Here is an 18418-nt window from a genome sequence, read left to right on the forward strand (position 1 = left end):
GATCCGAATGATTGGGGCTGATGCCCCGGCAATAGACAGATTGTTTTTATGGGAGGAAACCAAATGAACAAATTCGTAAAAGGCGCATTGGCTGCCGGTGCTCTGGCCCTGGCCACGCCCGCATTTGCGCAGGAAATCGTGGTTGTGTCACACGGTCAGGCGAATGACGCGTTCTGGAACGTCGTCAAGAACGGCGTTGAGCAGGCGGGCAAGGATGTCGGTGTCAACGTGGAATACCGCGCGCCTGAGACTTTCGACATGGTGGCCATGTCGCAGCTGATTGATGCTGCCGTGAACCAGGAGCCGGACGGGCTGATCGTTTCGATCCCCGACGCGGACGCGCTTGGCCCGTCAATTGAACGCGCGGTTGCGGCTGGCATCCCGGTGATCTCGATCAACTCGGGCGCCGAAGTTGCCAAGGACCTGGGCGCACTGCTGCATGTCGGTCAGGATGAGTACGATGCCGGCAAGGCCGCAGGCGAAGCTCTGGCGTCGATGGGCGGCAGCAATGCGATCTGCGTGAACCACGAAGTGGGCAACGTGTCGCTGGACTTGCGCTGTGAAGGCTTTGCCGAGGGCTTTGGCGGCAACGTCACCGTTCTGCCGACCTCGAACGACCCGTCCGAGATTGAATCGAAAGTGGCCGCCGCACTGGCTGCAGATGAAAGCGTCGACACCGTTATGGCTCTGGGTGCCAGCTCGGCCGGTGAGCCTGCTGTTGCAGCCGTCAAAGCCTCGGGCCGGGACGTGAATGTTGCCTCGTTCGACCTGTCGGCCAATTTCCTGCAGTCGGTTGTTGACGGCGACGCGGCCTTTGCCATCGACCAGCAGCAATACCTGCAGGGCTACCTGTCGGTGAACTTCATGGGTTTGCACGCCAAATACGGCCTGATGCCGGGTGGCGATGTTCCTTCGGGCCCGAACCTGGTGACTGCCGACAAGGCCGGTCAGGTGATCGAACTGTCGTCGCAGGGCATCCGCTAAGCGCCCCGGACAGTGACAAAAGAAACGGCGCCCAGCGCGCCGTTTCCATCTAAAAGGGAGAAGAACATGAGTGAGTCAGCGCCCGTCGCAGCCGACGAAAGGGTCAAGAGCGAACCGTTTCTGACCAAATTAATGAAACGCCCCGAGCTTGGTGCCATGGCCGGTGTCATTCTGGTGTTCATCTTCTTCGCGATTACCGCGGACAGCTCGATGTTCACCCTGGCCGGAGTGATGAACTTCATGACGCCTGCGGCTCAGCTGGGTATTCTGGCCATTGGCGCGGCGTTGCTGATGATTGGCGGAGAGTTCGACCTGTCGATCGGTTCGATGGTCGCCTTTTCCGGCCTGTTCTTCGGCGTCTGCGTGGTGACCTGGCAACTGCCGCTAATCGCCGCGATCCCGATGACGTTTGTTTTTGCGGCCTTTGTTGGCGCGATCAACGGCAATATCGTGATCCGCTCGGGCCTGCCGTCCTTTATCGTGACGCTGGCGTTTCTGTTCATCCTGCGGGGGTTGTCTCTGGTCGGGTTGAAAATGGCGACCGGGGGATCGACCCAGTTGCGCGGTGTGCGTGACGCGACCGAAAATGATTGGTTGGCGCCGTTCTTCTCGGGCGAGGCATTTGGCAGCCTGTTTAGCTGGATGGCCGCCAATGGCATCGTTGACACATTCAAAAGTGGTGCGCCGAAAGTGCCGGGTATCCCGGTCGAAATTCTGTGGTTCATCGTGATGGCGTTGGCCGCGACCTATGTGTTGCTGCGTACCCCGGCGGGGAACTGGATCTTTGCCTCGGGCGGCGACAAGACCGCGGCGTCCAACTCGGGTGTTCCGGTGAGCCGCGTCAAAGTCTCTCTGTTCATGCTGACGGCCTGCTGCGCCGCGCTGGTGGCAATCATCACGGTGATGGACGCGGGTTCGACCGATGCGCGCCGCGGCTTCCAAAAGGAATTCGAAGCAATCATCGCGGCCGTGATCGGGGGCTGTCTGCTGACTGGTGGCTATGGATCGGCTATCGGGGCGTTCTTCGGCTCGATCATCTTTGGCATGGTAGTCATCGGCCTGACCTATACCGACTTTGATCAAGACTGGTTCCAGGTCTTCTTGGGCGCCATGCTGCTGATTGCCGTTCTGTTCAACAACGCGATCCGTAAACGCGTAACCGGGGAGCGCTGATATGACCGAAGATACCAAGTTCCACCACGGCGATGCGACCGATGCGGCGCCTATCGTTGAAATGAAAGACATCGAAAAGCACTTTGGTAACATCATCGCCCTGGCCGGTGTCAGCTTTGACGTCAAACCGGGGGAATGCCACTGCTTGCTGGGTGACAACGGTGCGGGCAAGTCGACCTTCATCAAGACCATGTCCGGGGTGCACAAACCCACCAAGGGCGAGATCTATTTTGAAGGCAAGCCGCTGCATTTCGATACCCCGCGCGATGCGATGGAGGCAGGCATTGCGACCGTGTTCCAGGACCTCGCGATGATCCCGCTGATGAGCGTGACGCGGAACTTCTTCATGGGGCGCGAGCCGACCAAAGGAAAAGGTCTGTTCAAGCGGTTCGATGTGGAACAGGCCAACGATGTCTGCATGGAAGAGATGCGCAAGATGGGCATCAATCTGCGCGGACCGGATCAGGCAGTCGGTACGCTTTCCGGCGGTGAGCGGCAGACCGTTGCGATTGCGCGCGCGGTTTATTTCGGGGCCAAAATCCTGATCCTGGACGAACCGACCTCGGCCTTGGGTGTGCGCCAGACCTCGAATGTTCTGGCGACCATTGACCGAGTACGCAGTCAAGGCGTTGGCGTTGTCTTCATCAGCCACAACGTGCGCCACGCACTGGCGGTGGGCGATCGGTTTACCGTGCTGAACCGGGGCAAGACTCTGGGTACGGCGAAACGCGGCGAGATCACGCCCGAGGAACTGCAGGACCTTATGGCCGGTGGTCAGGAAATGGCCGAGTTGGAAGGGTCTCTGGGCGGAACGGTTTAAAACCGTTCCCCCCTTTCGGGGCCGGGTGGCCCAACCTTACGAAATTGCAGGATTGGCCAATACGGCCTTGTGTTGAAAAGGGATCACTATGGGCAAGACAGTCCGACTGACCGCAGCGCAAGCTTTGGTGCGCTATCTGGGTGCGCAGATGAACGAGGCCGGAGAGCCGTTCATCGCAGGTGTCTGGGCCATTTTCGGCCATGGCAACGTAGCAGGGCTGGGTGAGGCATTGCACGCTGTCAAAGACAGCTTGCCGACCTATCGTGGCCATAACGAACAAACGATGGCGCATTGCGCGATTGCCTATGCCAAGCAGATGCGCCGTACACGGACTATGGCCGTTACGTCTTCGATCGGGCCGGGAGCCACGAATATGGTCACGGCGGCGGCGCTGGCGCATGTGAACCGACTGCCGGTTCTGTTCCTGCCGGGTGACGTGTTTGCAACCCGAGGCCCCGATCCGGTGTTGCAGCAGATCGAAAATTTCGGTGACGGCACGCTTAGCGCCAATGACTGTTTCAAGCCCGTCAGTCGCTACTTCGACCGAATTTCCCGGCCCGAACACCTGCTGACCGCCTTGCCGCGCGCCTTCCGGACCATGACCGACCCGGCCGATTGCGGACCGGTGACGCTGGCTTTCTGTCAGGATGTGCAGGCCGAGGCCTATGACTATCCCGAAAGCTTCTTTGAACCGCGCGTTTGGTATCAGCGCCGCATCCGTCCTGATGAGGGCGAACTGGCCCGTGCCGTTGCGGCGATCAAGGCGGCCAAACGCCCGGTTATCGTCGCGGGGGGTGGGGTGCACTATTCGGGTGCAACTGATGCGCTGCAGAGCTTTGTGGAAACGCACAACATTCCGATCACAGAAACACAGGCTGGCAAATCCGCGCTGGCCTGGGATCATCCGTTGAACCTTGGTCCCATCGGCGTGACCGGCGGCGAACCCGCCAACGACGTCTGTGCCGAGGCCGATCTGGTGCTGGGCGTCGGTACGCGCTTTCAGGATTTCACCACCGGCTCGTGGGGCCTGTTCTCGAACCCCGAGCGTGAGATGATCAGCCTGAATACCGCCGCCTATGATGCCGAGAAACACGGCGCCATGCCGCTGCAATCCGATGCCCGCGTCGGGCTTGAGGAGTTGGGATCTGCCTTGCAGGGATTCCGCGCCGACCCGGTGGCCGACACTTTGAAAGCGGACTGGTTCGGCAAGGTCGACAAGCTGACCGACGCGCCGGGTGACGGCAACGCTCTGCCCACCGACATGCAGGTGGTTGGCGCGGTGCAGCGTGCCTCGCATGACGACACGGTTGTGATGTGTGCGGCGGGCACCATGCCGGGTGAGCTGCACAAGCTGTGGAAAGCACCGCGCCCCGGCGCTTATCACATGGAATACGGCTTTAGCTGCATGGGGTATGAGATCGCGGGCGCCATGGGCATCAAGATGGCCCAGCCGGATCGTGACGTGATCTGCTTTACCGGTGACGGCACCTATATGATGGCGAACTCGGAAATGGCCTCGGCGGCAATGATGGGGATTTCCTTCACTGTTGTGATCACCGACAACCGCGGCTTTGGCTGCATTAATCGGCTGCAAATGGGCACCGGTGGGGCAGAGTTCAACAACCTGCTGGATCACGCGTTTCACGAAACGCCCTCGACCATCGACTTTGCGGCACACGCAGCGGCGATGGGGGCAACCTCGGTCAAGGTCAGTTCGATTGCCGAGCTTGAAGACGCACTAGCCAAACGCGGTGACATCAAAGGGCCTTACGTGGTGGTCATCGATACCGACCCGTACCCCTCGACTGAATACGGCGGCACGTGGTGGGAAGTGGCCGTGCCCGAGGTCAGCATCCGCCCCGAAGTGAATGAAAAACGCGCGGCCTATGAAGTCGCCATCAAGGAAAGAAACACCAAATGAGTGTGAAAATAGGGATCTCTCCGATCGCATGGCAGAATGACGATCTGCCGGATCTGACGGCGGCCTATACCATGGAGCAGGCGCTGAAAGAGGCGCGCGAGATCGGCTATATCGGTGTCGAACGCGGCCAGCGGATGCCCAGCGATACCGAAGGGCTGCGCGCTTATCTGGATGGCAACGATATCGCGCTCTGCGGCGGCTGGTGTTCGGGCAATACGCTGGTGAATGACTTCGCGACCGAGCGTGAGGCTGTCCGCGAGCAGGTCGAGCAGTTCGTGGCGTTGAACAGCCCCTGCATCGTCTATGCCGAGTGCTCCAACACAGTGCAGGGTCAGATCGGGACGCCGGTCAATGACCGCCCCAAACTGTCCAAGGATGAGGTTCTGGCTTACGCGGCCAAGCTGACCGAGCTGGCGAAATGGATGGCTGATCAGGGTATGCCGATGGCCTATCACCACCACATGGGCACGATCATCGAAAGCGAGGATGACGTAAACTGGCTGATGGAGGGGACGGGTCCCGAGGTGAAGTTGTGTTTCGACACCGGCCACCTGCTGTTCGGTGGCGGCGATGTCATGGCGACCCTGAACCGCTGGGGCGACCGGGTGCATCACGTGCATTTCAAGGATATCCGTCCGCCCATCGTGCAGGACACGCGCGAGAATAATCGCAGCTTCCTGGATGCGGTGATCGCCGGGGCCTTTACCGTGCCCAGCGATGGCTGCATCGATTTTCAGGCGGTCGCCAATGCGCTCAAGGCGATGGATTACGAGGGCTGGATCGTGGTCGAGGCCGAACAGGACCCGGCCAAGGCGCCGCCTTACGAATTTTCCAAGAAGGGCTACGACCATATCGTCGATGTCTGCGGACAGGCAGGATTAGAGATCACTGCGTAACTCGCCGGGCAAAGACGCAACACCAAAAGCCATGAGAAAGGAGCATGTCATGGTGCATCAAGACCTTGGATACGTCGGCTATTTCGATCGAGAATCCTGCGATCTGGATGAATTCAAGGTGTTGACCTCTCAGAACCTTTCGGCTGATGCGGTGCCCCATGCCGCGTCGGTTGAAAAGAACGTACCTGTCTATGACATGCAGACCCTGCGCCCAGTGCTGGGGCAGGCCGACGAACGTCAGGGTTTGCTGGCGGAATGGGGCTGGGTTCTGAGCAAATCAGCCGGAGTGATCGTCCTAAAAGCGGCGTACCAAGATACTTCGGTAATCGACCGGGCCACCGAAGTGTTCCGCCAGATCATCGACGAAGAACGTCAAAGCGGTGCGGGAGAGGGCGATCATTTTGCCGCCTCGGGCGCGAATGACCGGATTTGGAACGCGCTGCAAAAGCAATGCTTGCGCGACCCGGAAGGTTTTGCGCTGTATTTCGCGAACACAGCGATTGCAGCCGTCTGCGAAGCGTGGCTGGGCCCGAACTATCAGATGACCGCGCAGGTCAATCAGGTGCGTCCGGGGGGTAAAGCGCAGCAGGCACACAGGGACTACCATTTGGGTTTCCAAAGTGCCGACAGCGCCGCCCGATATCCTGCTCATGCCCACTATCTGACCGCTGCACTGACGTTGCAAGGGGCGGTTGCCCATTGCGATATGCCGGTGGAAAGCGGCCCGACCAAGTTGATGCCTTTCTCGCAGCTCTACCCGTCGGGCTATCTGGCATTTCACGATCCCGCGCATCGGGACCATTTCGAAGACAGCTATATCCAGCTGCCGCTGTCAAAAGGCGATGCGGTGTTCTTCAATCCCGCACTATTCCATGCTGCCGGAGAAAACAGCAGCGCAGATATAGACCGCATGGCGAACTTGTTGCAAATTTCCTCGGCCTTCGGGCGCGCGATGGAAGCGGTAGATCGGCGTGCCATGTCGCAGGCGGTGTTCCCCCATCTGATTGCGTTGAAACAGCGCGGTGACCTGAGCGCCTCGGAGCTTGATGCGGCGATCGCGGCCACCGCCGAAGGCTATCCCTTCCCGACCAATCTGGATACGGATCCTCCGATCGGGGGCAACGCGCCGGAAAGTCAGGCGGATATCCTGTGCCAGGCGGTTTCGGAAGGCTGGAGCGAGACGCAACTGGCCGATGTGCTCTCGGCCCTGCAGGCAAGGCAAGCTGCCTGAAACAACACAGGGGTGCGCCGTTCGCCCACCCATCAAGGAGACGACACCATGGCAGACCTGCTCAAGAAACCGTTCGGAACCCGCGGCAAGGTCCACGACATTACTCCGGCCAGTGCAGGGTGGCGATATGTCGGTTTCGGCCTCTATCACCTGCGTGCGGGCGATACCGCAGTTGAGGCGACCGGCGACCGCGAGGTTATTCTGGTCATGGTCGAAGGCAAGGCACAGATCACCGGGGCCGGGCAGGATTGGGGCGTTCTGGGCGACCGGATGAACGTGTTCGAAAAGACGCCGCCGCATTGCCTGTACCTGCCGAACGGAACCGAGTGGGAGGCCGTCGCCGAAACTGACTGCGTCATCGCGGTCTGCTCGGCCCCCGGCAAAGGCGGGCATCAGGCCCGGCGGATCGGCCCCGACGGCATTACCCTGACCGAGCGTGGCAAGGGCGTAAACACGCGCTACATCAACAATATCGCGATGGAGAACGAGGACTATGCCGACAGCTTGCTGGTGACCGAGGTGTTTACGCCCAACGGCCACTGGTCGTCCTACCCCAGCCACCGCCATGACGAGGATGATTATCCCCGGATCACCTATCTGGAGGAAACCTATTATCACCGCCTCAACCCGGCCAACGGCTTCGGCATCCAGCGGGTCTACACGGATGACGGCCAGTTGGATGAGACGATGGCCGTGTCCGATGGCGATGTTGTGACCGTCCCGCGCGGCCATCACCCTTGCGGCGCGCCCTATGGGTTTGAGATGTATTATCTGAACGTCATGGCCGGACCTCTGCGGAAATGGCGCTTTGTTGCGGCCCCTGAGGTCGAATGGATCATGGAGCGTGACGGATGACCCGAGATTTTGCCACCTATCCCAGCCTGAACGGCAAGACCGTCATAATCACTGGCGGGGCAGGGGGTATCGGCGCCGAAACGGTTCGCGCTTTTGCGGCCCAGGGGGCGAAAGTCGGTTTTCTGGATATCAACGCGGATGCCGGGCACGCGCTGCTGGCGGAACTGGACGGCGAACACGCCTTTTCACAATGCGACCTGCGCGACATTGAAGCGCTGCGTGAGGCCCTGTACCAGCTGTCGGAAGAATTGGGCGCAGCGCATGTTCTGGTCAACAACGCCGCCCATGATGACCGGCACGACTGGCGCGAGGTAACGCCGGATTACTGGGACGAGCGCATGGCGACCAATATCCGCCACATGTTCTTTGCCATCCAATCTGTCGCCCCCGCGATGATCGAACGGGGTAGTGGATCGATCATCAACCTCGGCTCGAACTCGTGGTGGGAGGCGGGCGCGGGCTTCCCGGCCTATGCCACCGCCAAGTCCGCCGTGCATGGCCTGACCCGGACTATGGCGCGCGAGCTGGGCGACCACCGTATCCGCGTGAACACGGTGGTGCCCGGTTGGATCATGACCGAGCGTCAGAAGGACCTCTGGGTCACGCCCGAGGCGCTGGCCAAACAGGTCGACCGCCAATGCCTGCCCGATCCGATTGACCCGGTCTATGTGGCGCGGATGGTGGTATTTCTGGCCTCGGATGATGCCGCCATGTGCAGTGCGGGGAATTTCATGGTTGAGGGTGGCTCGATCTGACCGTCCCATATTCTGAGGTTTAGCATGTCCCAACCATTCCAACTGGCAGCCTGTGCCGAAATGCTTTGGCTGGATAAGCCAATCGATTGGCGCGCCGCACGCCTGACGGAAATGGGATTCGGTGTAGGTCTGTGGAACTGGCCTGAGTGGGATCTCGATAAACTCGAACGCGTCGGCGCGAATTTCACGATCATGAACGGCTATCTCGAAGGCCGTCTTGCGGATGACGAAGGCGCAGATATGTTGCTGAAATCTGCGCGCGAAACAGTGCAGATCGGCAAAAGTTTGGGTGTGGATCGTCTGAACTTGCACGGAACGGGTTTAGGCGATGGCGGTATCCCAATCTGGCAGCACAAAACCGTAACTGGAGCGATGTGGTTAAAGGCGCAGGACACATTACACCGCATCTGCGATCTGGCCGAAGAAGAGGGCATGGTGTTCACGCTGGAAAACCTGAACCTGTTGGATCACCCCGGATGCCCCTTTGGTTCGACAGCGGATGTGTTGGCGCTGGTCTCAGCCATTGATCGTCCTCAATTGCGCATCAACCTCGACCTCTACCACACGCAAATCGGCGAGGGTGATCTTATCCGATGGTGCGAGAAGTGCTTGCCCTGGATCGGAGAAGTTCAAGTTGCCGATAACCCGGGCCGATGTGAACCCGGGAGCGGTGAAGTCAACTATGCCGCTGTTGCGCGGGCGTTGAATGATATGGGCTATCGTGGACCCGTAGGAATGGAGGCCTTTGCGGCAGGCGATCCGGAAGAAGCGCTCGAAGCCTTCCAGAGCGCATTTTCTCTTTGACGGCCTATCTCTGCGGCGGCGCTCCAAAGGCACGGATCACGGCGCGCGCAGCAGCTTCGACCGGGTCGTGGGTCTCTTTCAGGATGGTGACACGGTCGAACCTATCTGGGTCGCGGTTCACCGCTTTGCGCAGTGCGGCACCGAAGGCCATGCGCAGCTCGGTTCCGATGTTGAATTTGCAGATCGAGGTCTCGCGGGCGAGGCGCTTGCGCTGCTCGATCGGAACGCCAGAACCGCCATGGATCACCAGGGGCACCTCTGTCATGGCGTCGATTTGACGGATGCGGTCCTCGTCCAGACCGCCTTCCTTGTTTTGTTGCAGGTGGACGTTGCCGACCGAGATGGCCATCGCATCCACGCCGCTTTTCCGCGCGAACTGCGCCGCCTCGGCCGGGTCGGTGCCGTTTGAGCCTTCACCGCCGGAATAGCCGACAAAACCGATCTCACCCTCGCAGGAAATCCCGGCTGCATGGGCCATTTCCGCAATCGCGGCTGTCTCGTCGATGTTCTGCTGCAGCGATTTGCGTGAGCCGTCGAACATCAACGAGGTGAACCCGCTGTCGAGCGCGATCTTACATTCCTCAAACGTATAGCCGTGGTCCAGATGGGCGACCACAGGAACCGAGGCGTTCTCGGCCAGATGCCGGAACATCTTGCCCAGAACGGGCAGCGGCGTGTGTTCGCGGCAGCTGGGGCCAGCCTGCAGGATCACAGGGGCGTTTTCGGCCTCGGCCGCGGCCACATAAGCGCGCATGTCTTCCCAGCCCAGGGTGACAAGGCCGCCTACGGCATAGCCTTGCTCATAAGCGGGGGTCAGGACGTCTTTCAGCGTGACAAGGGTCATTTGAATTTCGCGATCATGTCTTTGATGCCCGGAATGGTCTCGATCTGATAGGCATGGGTCGGTTGGAAATACTGCACCAGCGAGCGCTGGCTGAGACCGCCGAGGATGGTGAAATAGTACATCTCATATCCCGGAAGCACGCAGCAGGGGTGGTAGCCCTTGTCGATGCAGATCGTTGAGCCGTCGACGATGTGATAGGCATCGCCCGGTTCATTGTCCTCGCGCTGCAGCATCTGCAGGCCGGACCCCCAATTGGGTTTGAAGCGGAAGTTGTAGGTCTCGTCGTGGCGGCTTTCATCCGGCAGACGGTTGGTGTCGTGCTTGTGGCTTGGGAAGCCGGACCAGCCGCCTTGGCCTACCGTGAACAGCTCACTCACCAATAGGCGTCCGACCTTGTCATGCTGTTTCTGGCCGAGGATGTGCTTGATCTTGCGATGGGTTTTGGTGTCGTCGCTGCCGTATTGCACAAGGTCATGTTCTCGCACATCGAAGGGCTCCAGCACCTTGTCGTATTTGGCGCCCGCGATGAACACCTCGGCCTCGTCCGAGACACAAACCATCCGCGCCTTGGCACCGACCGGGACGTAAACACCTTCGGGTTCGCCATCCCAGACATCCTCGCCCCGGTTGCCCAGTTTGGCGAATTGTACGCCTTCGACATCAACATCCACGCTGCCGGTGGCGGGCGCGATACAGGTTTCATAGCCCGGTACTTGATACTCGAACGCCTCGCCGCGGCGCAGTTTGACGATGTTGAAATAGTTCAGCGGCACCGTGGGGTCGTCGGTATCAACGATGGGTTTGTTCTGGTTGTCATAGGGCGCGATATGCATGGGAGCCTCCTATGTGGTCGGGCCGGGGTGATCGGCAAGGAATGAGTCCAGTTGTGTTGTTGTTGGCATCGCCTGGGCGCAACCGGGCTGAGACACAACGATCGAGGCACATGCTGATCCGCGCATGACCGCGTCTTTCAGCGAATGCCCCGCCGCGATCGACGCCAACAGACCAGCCATGAAACTGTCGCCCGCGCCGTTGGGTTTGATGGCGGTGACAGGGTAGATGCCGGTGCAGATTTCCTGACTGTCCACCAGCGTCACCGCGCCCTGTTCACCTTTCTTGTAGATAACGATTCGGCCCGGTTTTTCCGCCAGTTCCTTGGCCTTGGCGAAACCCTTTTCGATACCTCCGGCCATGAAACCGAACTCTTCGTCATTGCCGACGATCAGGTCACTGGCTTCCCCGGCGCGCGACAGAACGTCGGCGGCCACTTCGGGCGAGGGCCAGCTATAGGGGCGGTAATCGATGTCGAAGATCACCGGCAGCCCGGCTGCACGGGCATTGTCAAAGGCGCGAAAGGTGGCGCTGCGTGACGGCTCGGCAGCAAAGACGGTGCCCGCCGAGATCACGGCGGAGAAGGCGGAATAGTCGACCTTGTCCACGTCCTCTTCGGTGACCTGAAAATCGACGGCCCCATTGCGATAGATGACGTTTTGGAAGTTCTCGATCCGGCTTTCATAGACCGCCAGCGACATGCGGTATTCGCCGCCGACAACGCGGATATTGGACGTGTCGACGCCATAATAGCGCAGGCGATTCAGGCAGAATCGCCCAATTGCATCGTCTGAGACCGAGGTGACCAGTGACGCCTGGCTGCCCAGCTTGACCAGACCCGCACAGATATTGGCCGACGATCCGCCCAGATCGGCGTGGAACGTATCAGCATCTTCGCTTTTGACGCCAATGGGATCGGCGAACATGTCCATGCCCGCACGCCCGAACACGGCGAACCGGTTTCCTTTGATACCGTCTATCAAAGCGCTCACGTCATATTCCTCCGGCAAGCTGGGGTCGGCAAAGTTTGGACCTTGCGTTGAATCGATTCACACGATACTCATTTTGCAACCGGTTGCAAATGATATGTTCGGAGCCGTGACAGATGCCTGAAATCGGAATTGGAATTGTAGGTGGCGGCTATATGGGCAAGGCCCATTCGGTTGCCATGTCGGCTGTGGGGGCGGTGTTTAACACGGCGCTGCGTCCACGTCTTGAGATGATCTGCGCCTCGAGCCCCGAAAGCGCCGAACGGTATCGGGCGGCCTATGGGTTCCGCCGCGCGACCGAGGATTGGCGGGTGTTGGTCAACGACCCGGCAGTCGAGGCCGTCGTCATCGCCTCGCCCCAGAACACCCACCGCCAGATCGCCGAAGCGGCCTTTGCCCTGGGCAAGCCAGTGCTGTGCGAAAAACCGCTGGGCGCGTCGATGGCGGATGGTGCGGCAATGGTGGCTGCGGCCGAGGCGGCCGGTGCCGCCAATATGGTTGGCTTCAACTATGCCCGCACCCCCGCCACGCAATACGCGCGAACCCTGATCGCCAAGGGGGAATTGGGTGACATCACATGGTTCCGGGGTGAGCATACCGAAGATTTCTATGCCGACCCCGAGGCCCCGGCCACGTGGCGCACAACCGGCATGGCCAACGGCACGATGGGCGATCTGGCACCGCATATGATCAACGGCGCACTGGCGCTGATGGGGCCGATTGCCGAGGTCATGGCTGAGATCGAAACCGTTCACCGCACCCGCCCCGGGGGCACCGTGGACAATGACGATCAAGCGCAGATCATGTGTCGGTTCGAAAGCGGCGCCATGGGTAACATCCATGTCAGCCGCGTCGCGACAGGCCGCAAGATGGGCTACGCCTACGAGGTTTCGGGCACCAAGGGCGCGCTGCGATTTGATCAGGAAGACCAGAACGCCCTGTGGTTCTATCGCCACGAAGGTCCCGAGGCACAGCGCGGCTTTACCAAGATCCTGACCGGCCCGGCGCATCCGGACTACGAACCCTTCTGTCAGGGTCCGGGCCACGGCACCGGATATCAGGACCAGATCATCATCGAGGCCAAGGATTTCCTGCAGGCGATCCATACCGGACAGCCGATCTGGCCGACCTTCCATGACGGACACGAGGTCAACCGTGTCGTTGCTGCGGCGCTGATGTCGTCACAGCAGCGGCAATGGCAAAACATCCGCGATTTCTGATCGCAAACGGCAAAACACCTAAGAGAGACAATTACCATGGCAAAGCTGAAATGGGGCATGATTGGTGGTGGCGAAGGCAGCCAGATCGGGCCCGCACACCGTCTGGGGGCTCAGGCGGACGGCATGTTCGAATTCGCAGCCGGTGCGCTGGATCACCGCCCTGACGTGGGCCGGGAATATGCGCAGCGGCTGGGCGTGGCCGCTGACCGCGCCTATGGCGACTGGCAGGAGATGCTGGCGGGTGAAAAAGACCGACCCGACCGGATTGATCTGGTGACAATTGCCACGCCGAACTCGACCCATTTCGAAATTGCCAAGGCGTTCCTTGAGGCCGGGTTCAATGTGCTGTGTGAAAAGCCGATGACCATGACCGTGGAAGAGGGCGAAGAGATTGTCCGCGTGGCCGAGGCCTCGGGCAAAATCTGCGCGGTCAACTATTGCTACTCCGCCTATCCGATGGTGCGGCAGGCCCGCGCGATGGTGCGGGCGGGCGATATTGGCAAGGTACGTCTGGTCGTCACCAATTTCAGCCACGGCCACCACGGCGACGCCACAGACGCCGACAATCCTCGTGTGCGCTGGCGGTATGATCCGGCGATGGCGGGGGTTTCGGGCCAGTTCGCCGATTGCGGCATTCATGCGCTGCACATGGCCAGCTTCATTTGCGATGACGAGGTAAAGACCCTGTCCGCCGACATGGCCTCGACCATTTCCAGCCGCGAGTTGGAAGACGACGCCATGATCAATTTCCGGATGGAGGGTGGCACTGTGGGCCGCCTGTGGACCTCATCCGTGGCCATAGGCCGGCAGCATGGTTTCGACATTCAGGTGTTTGGTGAAACCGGCGGTCTGCGTTGGGCCTCGGAACAACCCAACCAGTTGATCTATACCCCCGTTGGTGGACGCACTCAAATCATCGAAAAAGGCGAGGGTGGTCTGCATGACGAGGTGCAGCGCCTGTCCCGCGTGGCAATCGCGCATCCCGAAGGGTTTCCGCTGGCGGTCGCGAACATCTATTGCGATCTGGCCGATGCGATACGGGGCGAGGCCCGTGACGGTCTGCCCGGCGCGTCCGACGGGGTCCGCTCGATTGCCGCAGTGCACGCGGCCGTGGCATCGGGCAAAGCGGACGGCGCCTGGAAAGACGCGCGCCCGCCGATGTTCCGTTGATCAGGGGCGGGGCCGCAATGTGCCCCGTTCAATCACCCGGCAGGGGAAAATCCGTGCCTCCGGATAGCGTTTGGGGTCTTTCAGCATCTCCTCGACCAGATCGACGGACGAGGTGATGATCTGCTTGATTGGCTGATGAATGGTGGTCAGGTCGACGCTTTCCCACCGCGCCATCTCCATGTCGTTCAGACCAATGATGCCGATATCAGTCCCCGGTTTCAGCCCGTGATCGCGTAGGGCCGATAGCGCGCCGATGGACAGAATGTCGTCCCCGCAGAAATACCCCTCGGCGGGGGTTTCCGCCAGCAGGCGCAGCATCTCAGCGCGCCCGGCCTCAAAGGAATAGGCCCCAGCGAAGGAATGCGAGACCTCAAGGTCGGGGTGCTTTTCAACCTCTTCCATAAAGCCGCGATACCGGTCCATTGCCGAGGTCGCATCCTGCGGCCCGCCCAGATACCCCACGCGTTTATAGCCGCGCGCCAGCAGCTCTCGCGCCGCCATGCGACCGCATTCCACGTTGTCGATCCCCACGACGTGCACTTCGGGCGAGGTGGCCGACCGGCCGAAGGTATGCACCACCGGCACGCCGGCGTCATGAAACGCCTTGGCAAAGCTGGGCGGCAAGGTCGATGAAGCAACGATGGCGGCATCTACCGAATATTGTCGCAGCATCCGCACCGAATTAGCCGGTTCGGTCTCGTCCGTCAGGTTCACGATCAGCGGCCGGAGCCCGCGTTCCTGCAGGGCGCGGGTGAACTGGTCGAACACCTCAAGAAAAATCGGGTTGTGGAAGTTGTTCGAGATCAGTCCGATCAGCTTGGTCCGCCCCGTGGTCAGCGACGAGGCCAGCGCGTTGGGGCTGTAGCCCAGCTCTTTCGCGGCCTTTTCAACCTTGCTGCGGGTCTTGGCGGACACCGAAGCGCCCTCGGTAAAGGTGCGCGAAACGGCCGAGCGCGACACGCCCGCCAATGCGGCGACATCTTTCAGGGTGACACTCATGACTGGCGCCCGCGGATCGGGGGAAGGCTGGCAAGCAATTTCATGGCGGAATACTACGCGGCAACGGTCAAAACTTGCAATCGGTTGCAAGCGTCGGGCTCAAATTTCGCAGGCCCCGTGTCATTTGCGCGATTCGAACGGGCAAATGGTGGGTGATGAGTGCCTCAAACGCCCGACATCTTCGATGTGAACGAAGTGCTCTATCCCAAACCGCACGTGCAACAAGGTGCATTTTTTCACTGCCGCAATCAGTACGCTCTTGGAGATAAATCTAGAGCTGTCAGCGGCTTAAAGGTTGCGATATCTTCTTGTCGGTTCATGTTGGGCAAGTCATGGACAGCCAATCCAAAACTTACCAATGGAATTACGAACCAAGGCGGAACTTGGTCGGTGTCATTCCGGTCTGGCCTCGAAAAAGCGGGTGAAATGGGACTTGTCTGAGTAGCCGAGCATCAGACCGATCTCGGTAATTGTCATCTTGTCTTCTTTGAGGTGCTCTTTGGCAACATCGACGCGCAGCCGCTTGATTTCGCGAGGTAGCGTTGTACCTTGCTGCTGAAGCGCTTTCAGAAACCGCTCCGGCTGTATTCCCAGCAATCCGGCCACCGCCTCCGGCCCCAATTCTGTTTCATCCAGTTTTTCTCGTAAGACAGATCGCAAAGCAGCCACCACGGTTACTTCTTCATCTTGTCGAGGCGAGGTTATGGGCATGGTAGAATCCTGTGTGCCGTGGTGCAAAAACAACCATTCCACGGGAAAACTAATTTGCATCCCGGGATCAGTTCCAAGACCAACTTCGATCCCTTTGTAGTCGATAGGCAGTCCATTAATGTATCTGCTTTCCCATCGCACACGGGAAGAATCCCAGGAACCTCCAACGACGGTTTGCAATAGCCGTACATATATTGCAGCACCAAAACCGGTAACCTGAATGGGTGGGACAGTTGGCTCCTGTTGCCTCTCGATACGATACGTTGCTTTGTCTGCTTCGATGACAAGGCTGTGCCGCACAGAGTTGGACTCCTGCGGTACAAGTCCCACGAAACGGGTGAAAAACTCGAACAGCGTCCTTGACGATTGCAGGGCTTGAGCGAAGGGGGGCCATCCCTGCAGGTCAAATGTCTCTCCTACATTCAGGCCAAGGTATCGATCCCCTGACAAGTCCGAGAAGGCATTTAACAGACCGTAGACCAGCTCTGAATGGACGTAGACAGATGGGTCAGACAACAGTTCGGCTTTCAAGCCGACCTGATCCAGGGCTGGTTGCGGATCGATCTCGCGGTCAGTGAGATACTGTAAAAAAGGGGCCGCTAATGCGAGGCGAATAAAGCCCTCGCTATGCTCTTGAGAGGTGGAGTTGAAAGGCATGCGCGTCACCCTTGGAGCGATTAGTCGTCTGGCTTAGTGGCCATTTTTGCAATCACATTCGAACATCCTAATTCAAAAGTGGCAACCGAGCCAAAATTTTCCGAACTACAGTTGGCAAAACATGAATGTGAAGGGAGTATTTATGTCCAGCTTGCAAGCATCGATCGTCGCAGCAGCTTTTGTAGCGGCTTCCTTTTCTTTTTTGACGCCTTCGCAGGCTCAGGAACAGACGCCTCGACAAGTTCTCTTTACGAACGTGAACATCTTCAACGGAGTGGACGGTGAACTCGTCGAAAACGGTTCGGTGCTGGTTGAAGGCAATCTGATAAAGGCCGTTTCTGCAGACCCAGTCGATGCTCCTGATGCGTTCAAGGTTGATGGAGAAGGCCGCACCTTGATGCCCGGCTTGATCGACATGCATTCACACCTTTGTCTGCGCGATGGTATTCCTTGGGCGCGCACCGATTACGACCAGATGCTTGCAGGTGCTTATACGTCTCTTGTCTTAATCGACTACCTCGATCAGGGGTTCACAACGACGCGCGACACTGGGTGCAATGTGCTTGGCATCGCTAAGGGCGTGAACAATGGCGTTATCCCCGGCCCTCGCATTTATCCTAGTGGTGGTGTCATCAGTCAAACTGGTGGGCATGGTGACATCGGCTTCTTCAATGACATGCCGGGAACCGTGGATGACCTTGAGAAACACGGTTGGTCCTACATCGCGGATGGTGTGACCGAAGCGCGGCGCGCGGCGCGGCACAATTTCCGGGGCGGTGCTACGCAGATCAAGGTGATGGCCGGGGGCGGTGTCGCGAGTGAATTCGACCCGCTTCACATGACGCAAATGTCCGTAGAGGAAATGGAAGCTATCGTCGAAGTCGCGCGAGACTACGGCAGCTATGTGACTGTTCACGCCTATCACGACCGTTCCGTTAATCGGGCCATCGATGCCGGAGTACGGACAATCGAGCACAATTTTCTTGTGTCCGAGGAAACCATAATTCGCATGGCAAATGAGGGTGTCGCGTTGTCAGCCCAAGCGGTCATGTCGTTGGAGGCTTTCGCGGACCCCGAGAGTATCACGTTCTTTTCCGCCGATCAGAAAAACAAGGCGCGTGCTGTGAATGCTGGCGCGAAGCAAATGTTTGAATGGGCTTTGAAGCACGATGTGCTGATCGTCACAGGTGGCGACATGTTCGGGCCCGATGTGGGTCGTCAGGCGGAAAACCTGATTTGGTTCAATAAAATTGCCAACAACAACTTGCTAACGCTGCAGACCGCCACATCGAACGCCGCCGAAGTTCTGAGTTGGAGCGGCGAGATGAGCAAGTATAAGGATGGGCCATTGGGCGTGATCCAAGAGGGTGCTTACGCTGACATCATCTTGGTGGACGGCAACCCGCTGGAAGACCTTGACGCAGTTCTGCGCGGTAACGTGGACTTCGTTATGAAGGATGGCCTCGTCTACAAGAACTGGCTGCCTGACGAAAACGCGCCCGCATTCCGGCCAATCAACCCAAATCGTAACGCGTATTTGTCGCGATAGGTGATCCCC

The 18418-nt window shown here is 59.3% G+C and carries 17 protein-coding genes; 12 read left to right on the plus strand and 5 right to left on the minus strand.

Annotated features, from left to right (window positions below; translation table 11 throughout):
• The first annotated feature begins 63 nt into the window (after positions 1–63).
• The 9 genes from GOX63_RS15950 to GOX63_RS15990 all read left to right on the plus strand — a co-directional run bounded on the left by GOX63_RS15950 (position 64) and on the right by GOX63_RS15990 (position 9439).
• Positions 64–984, plus strand: coding sequence for a sugar ABC transporter substrate-binding protein (locus tag GOX63_RS15950; RefSeq protein ID WP_170327081.1), 921 nt, complete (start codon positions 64–66; stop codon positions 982–984).
• A 66-nt stretch (positions 985–1050) separates the two neighbouring features.
• Complete coding sequence (locus GOX63_RS15955; RefSeq protein WP_170546378.1) at positions 1051–2157, plus strand: ABC transporter permease; 1107 nt, start codon at positions 1051–1053, stop codon at positions 2155–2157.
• Between the two features lies 1 nt (position 2158).
• The gene (locus GOX63_RS15960; protein WP_170327079.1) at positions 2159–2977 is read left to right on the plus strand and encodes an ATP-binding cassette domain-containing protein; all 819 of its coding nucleotides are present in this window, start codon (positions 2159–2161) and stop codon (positions 2975–2977) included.
• Positions 2978–3065: 88 nt separating this feature from the next.
• Entirely contained in the window at positions 3066–4898 is a 1833-nt protein-coding gene (gene iolD, locus GOX63_RS15965) for a 3D-(3,5/4)-trihydroxycyclohexane-1,2-dione acylhydrolase (decyclizing) (protein ID WP_170327078.1), read from the plus strand.
• Complete coding sequence (gene iolE, locus GOX63_RS15970; protein ID WP_170327077.1) at positions 4895–5794, plus strand: myo-inosose-2 dehydratase; 900 nt, start codon at positions 4895–4897, stop codon at positions 5792–5794. Before iolD ends, iolE begins: the two co-directional genes overlap by 4 nt.
• 49 nt (positions 5795–5843) lie before the next feature.
• Positions 5844–7025, plus strand: a complete 1182-nt coding sequence (locus GOX63_RS15975; RefSeq protein WP_170327076.1) for a phytanoyl-CoA dioxygenase family protein — start codon at positions 5844–5846, stop codon at positions 7023–7025.
• Positions 7026–7073: 48 nt separating this feature from the next.
• Positions 7074–7880 (plus strand): 5-deoxy-glucuronate isomerase, encoded by an 807-nt coding sequence (iolB, locus tag GOX63_RS15980; protein ID WP_170327075.1) that lies wholly within the window; start codon positions 7074–7076, stop codon positions 7878–7880.
• Positions 7877–8635 (plus strand): SDR family NAD(P)-dependent oxidoreductase, encoded by a 759-nt coding sequence (locus GOX63_RS15985; RefSeq protein ID WP_170327074.1) that lies wholly within the window; start codon positions 7877–7879, stop codon positions 8633–8635. Before iolB ends, GOX63_RS15985 begins: the two co-directional genes overlap by 4 nt.
• Before the next feature lie 24 nt (positions 8636–8659).
• Entirely contained in the window at positions 8660–9439 is a 780-nt protein-coding gene (locus GOX63_RS15990; RefSeq protein WP_170327073.1) for a TIM barrel protein, read from the plus strand.
• A 4-nt stretch (positions 9440–9443) separates the two neighbouring features.
• On the opposite strand, the gene GOX63_RS15995 is transcribed toward GOX63_RS15990, so the two are convergent.
• The 3 genes from GOX63_RS15995 to iolC are packed head-to-tail and all read right to left on the minus strand — an operon-like array spanning position 9444 to position 12106.
• Positions 9444–10283, minus strand: a complete 840-nt coding sequence (locus tag GOX63_RS15995; RefSeq protein ID WP_170327072.1) for a class II fructose-bisphosphate aldolase — start codon at positions 10281–10283, stop codon at positions 9444–9446.
• On the minus strand, positions 10280–11116 hold the full coding sequence (locus GOX63_RS16000) for a 5-deoxy-glucuronate isomerase (RefSeq protein ID WP_170327071.1): 837 nt from the start codon (positions 11114–11116) through the stop codon (positions 10280–10282). The genes GOX63_RS15995 and GOX63_RS16000 overlap by 4 nt, the downstream gene beginning before the upstream one ends.
• 9 nt (positions 11117–11125) lie before the next feature.
• Positions 11126–12106: a 5-dehydro-2-deoxygluconokinase gene (gene iolC, locus GOX63_RS16005; RefSeq protein WP_170327070.1), complete on the minus strand. Its 981-nt coding sequence runs from the start codon at positions 12104–12106 to the stop codon at positions 11126–11128.
• A 113-nt stretch (positions 12107–12219) separates the two neighbouring features.
• On the opposite strand from iolC, the gene GOX63_RS16010 reads away from it, so the two are divergent.
• The gene (locus tag GOX63_RS16010) at positions 12220–13323 is read left to right on the plus strand and encodes a Gfo/Idh/MocA family protein (RefSeq protein WP_170327069.1); all 1104 of its coding nucleotides are present in this window, start codon (positions 12220–12222) and stop codon (positions 13321–13323) included.
• Positions 13324–13359: 36 nt separating this feature from the next.
• Positions 13360–14493: a Gfo/Idh/MocA family protein gene (locus GOX63_RS16015; protein WP_170327068.1), complete on the plus strand. Its 1134-nt coding sequence runs from the start codon at positions 13360–13362 to the stop codon at positions 14491–14493.
• On the opposite strand, the gene GOX63_RS16020 is transcribed toward GOX63_RS16015, so the two are convergent.
• A complete protein-coding gene (locus tag GOX63_RS16020) occupies positions 14494–15492 on the minus strand; it encodes a LacI family DNA-binding transcriptional regulator (protein ID WP_170327067.1) in 999 nt (332 codons plus the stop codon).
• A 393-nt stretch (positions 15493–15885) separates the two neighbouring features.
• A complete protein-coding gene (locus GOX63_RS16025) occupies positions 15886–16860 on the minus strand; it encodes an AraC family transcriptional regulator (protein ID WP_170546381.1) in 975 nt (324 codons plus the stop codon).
• 121 nt (positions 16861–16981) lie between these two features.
• On the opposite strand from GOX63_RS16025, the gene GOX63_RS16030 reads away from it, so the two are divergent.
• Positions 16982–18409: an amidohydrolase family protein gene (locus tag GOX63_RS16030; protein WP_170546384.1), complete on the plus strand. Its 1428-nt coding sequence runs from the start codon at positions 16982–16984 to the stop codon at positions 18407–18409.
• The last annotated feature ends 9 nt before the right edge of the window (positions 18410–18418 follow it).

The organism is Ruegeria arenilitoris, from assembly GCF_013031355.1.
GTDB lineage: Bacteria > Pseudomonadota > Alphaproteobacteria > Rhodobacterales > Rhodobacteraceae > Ruegeria > Ruegeria arenilitoris_C.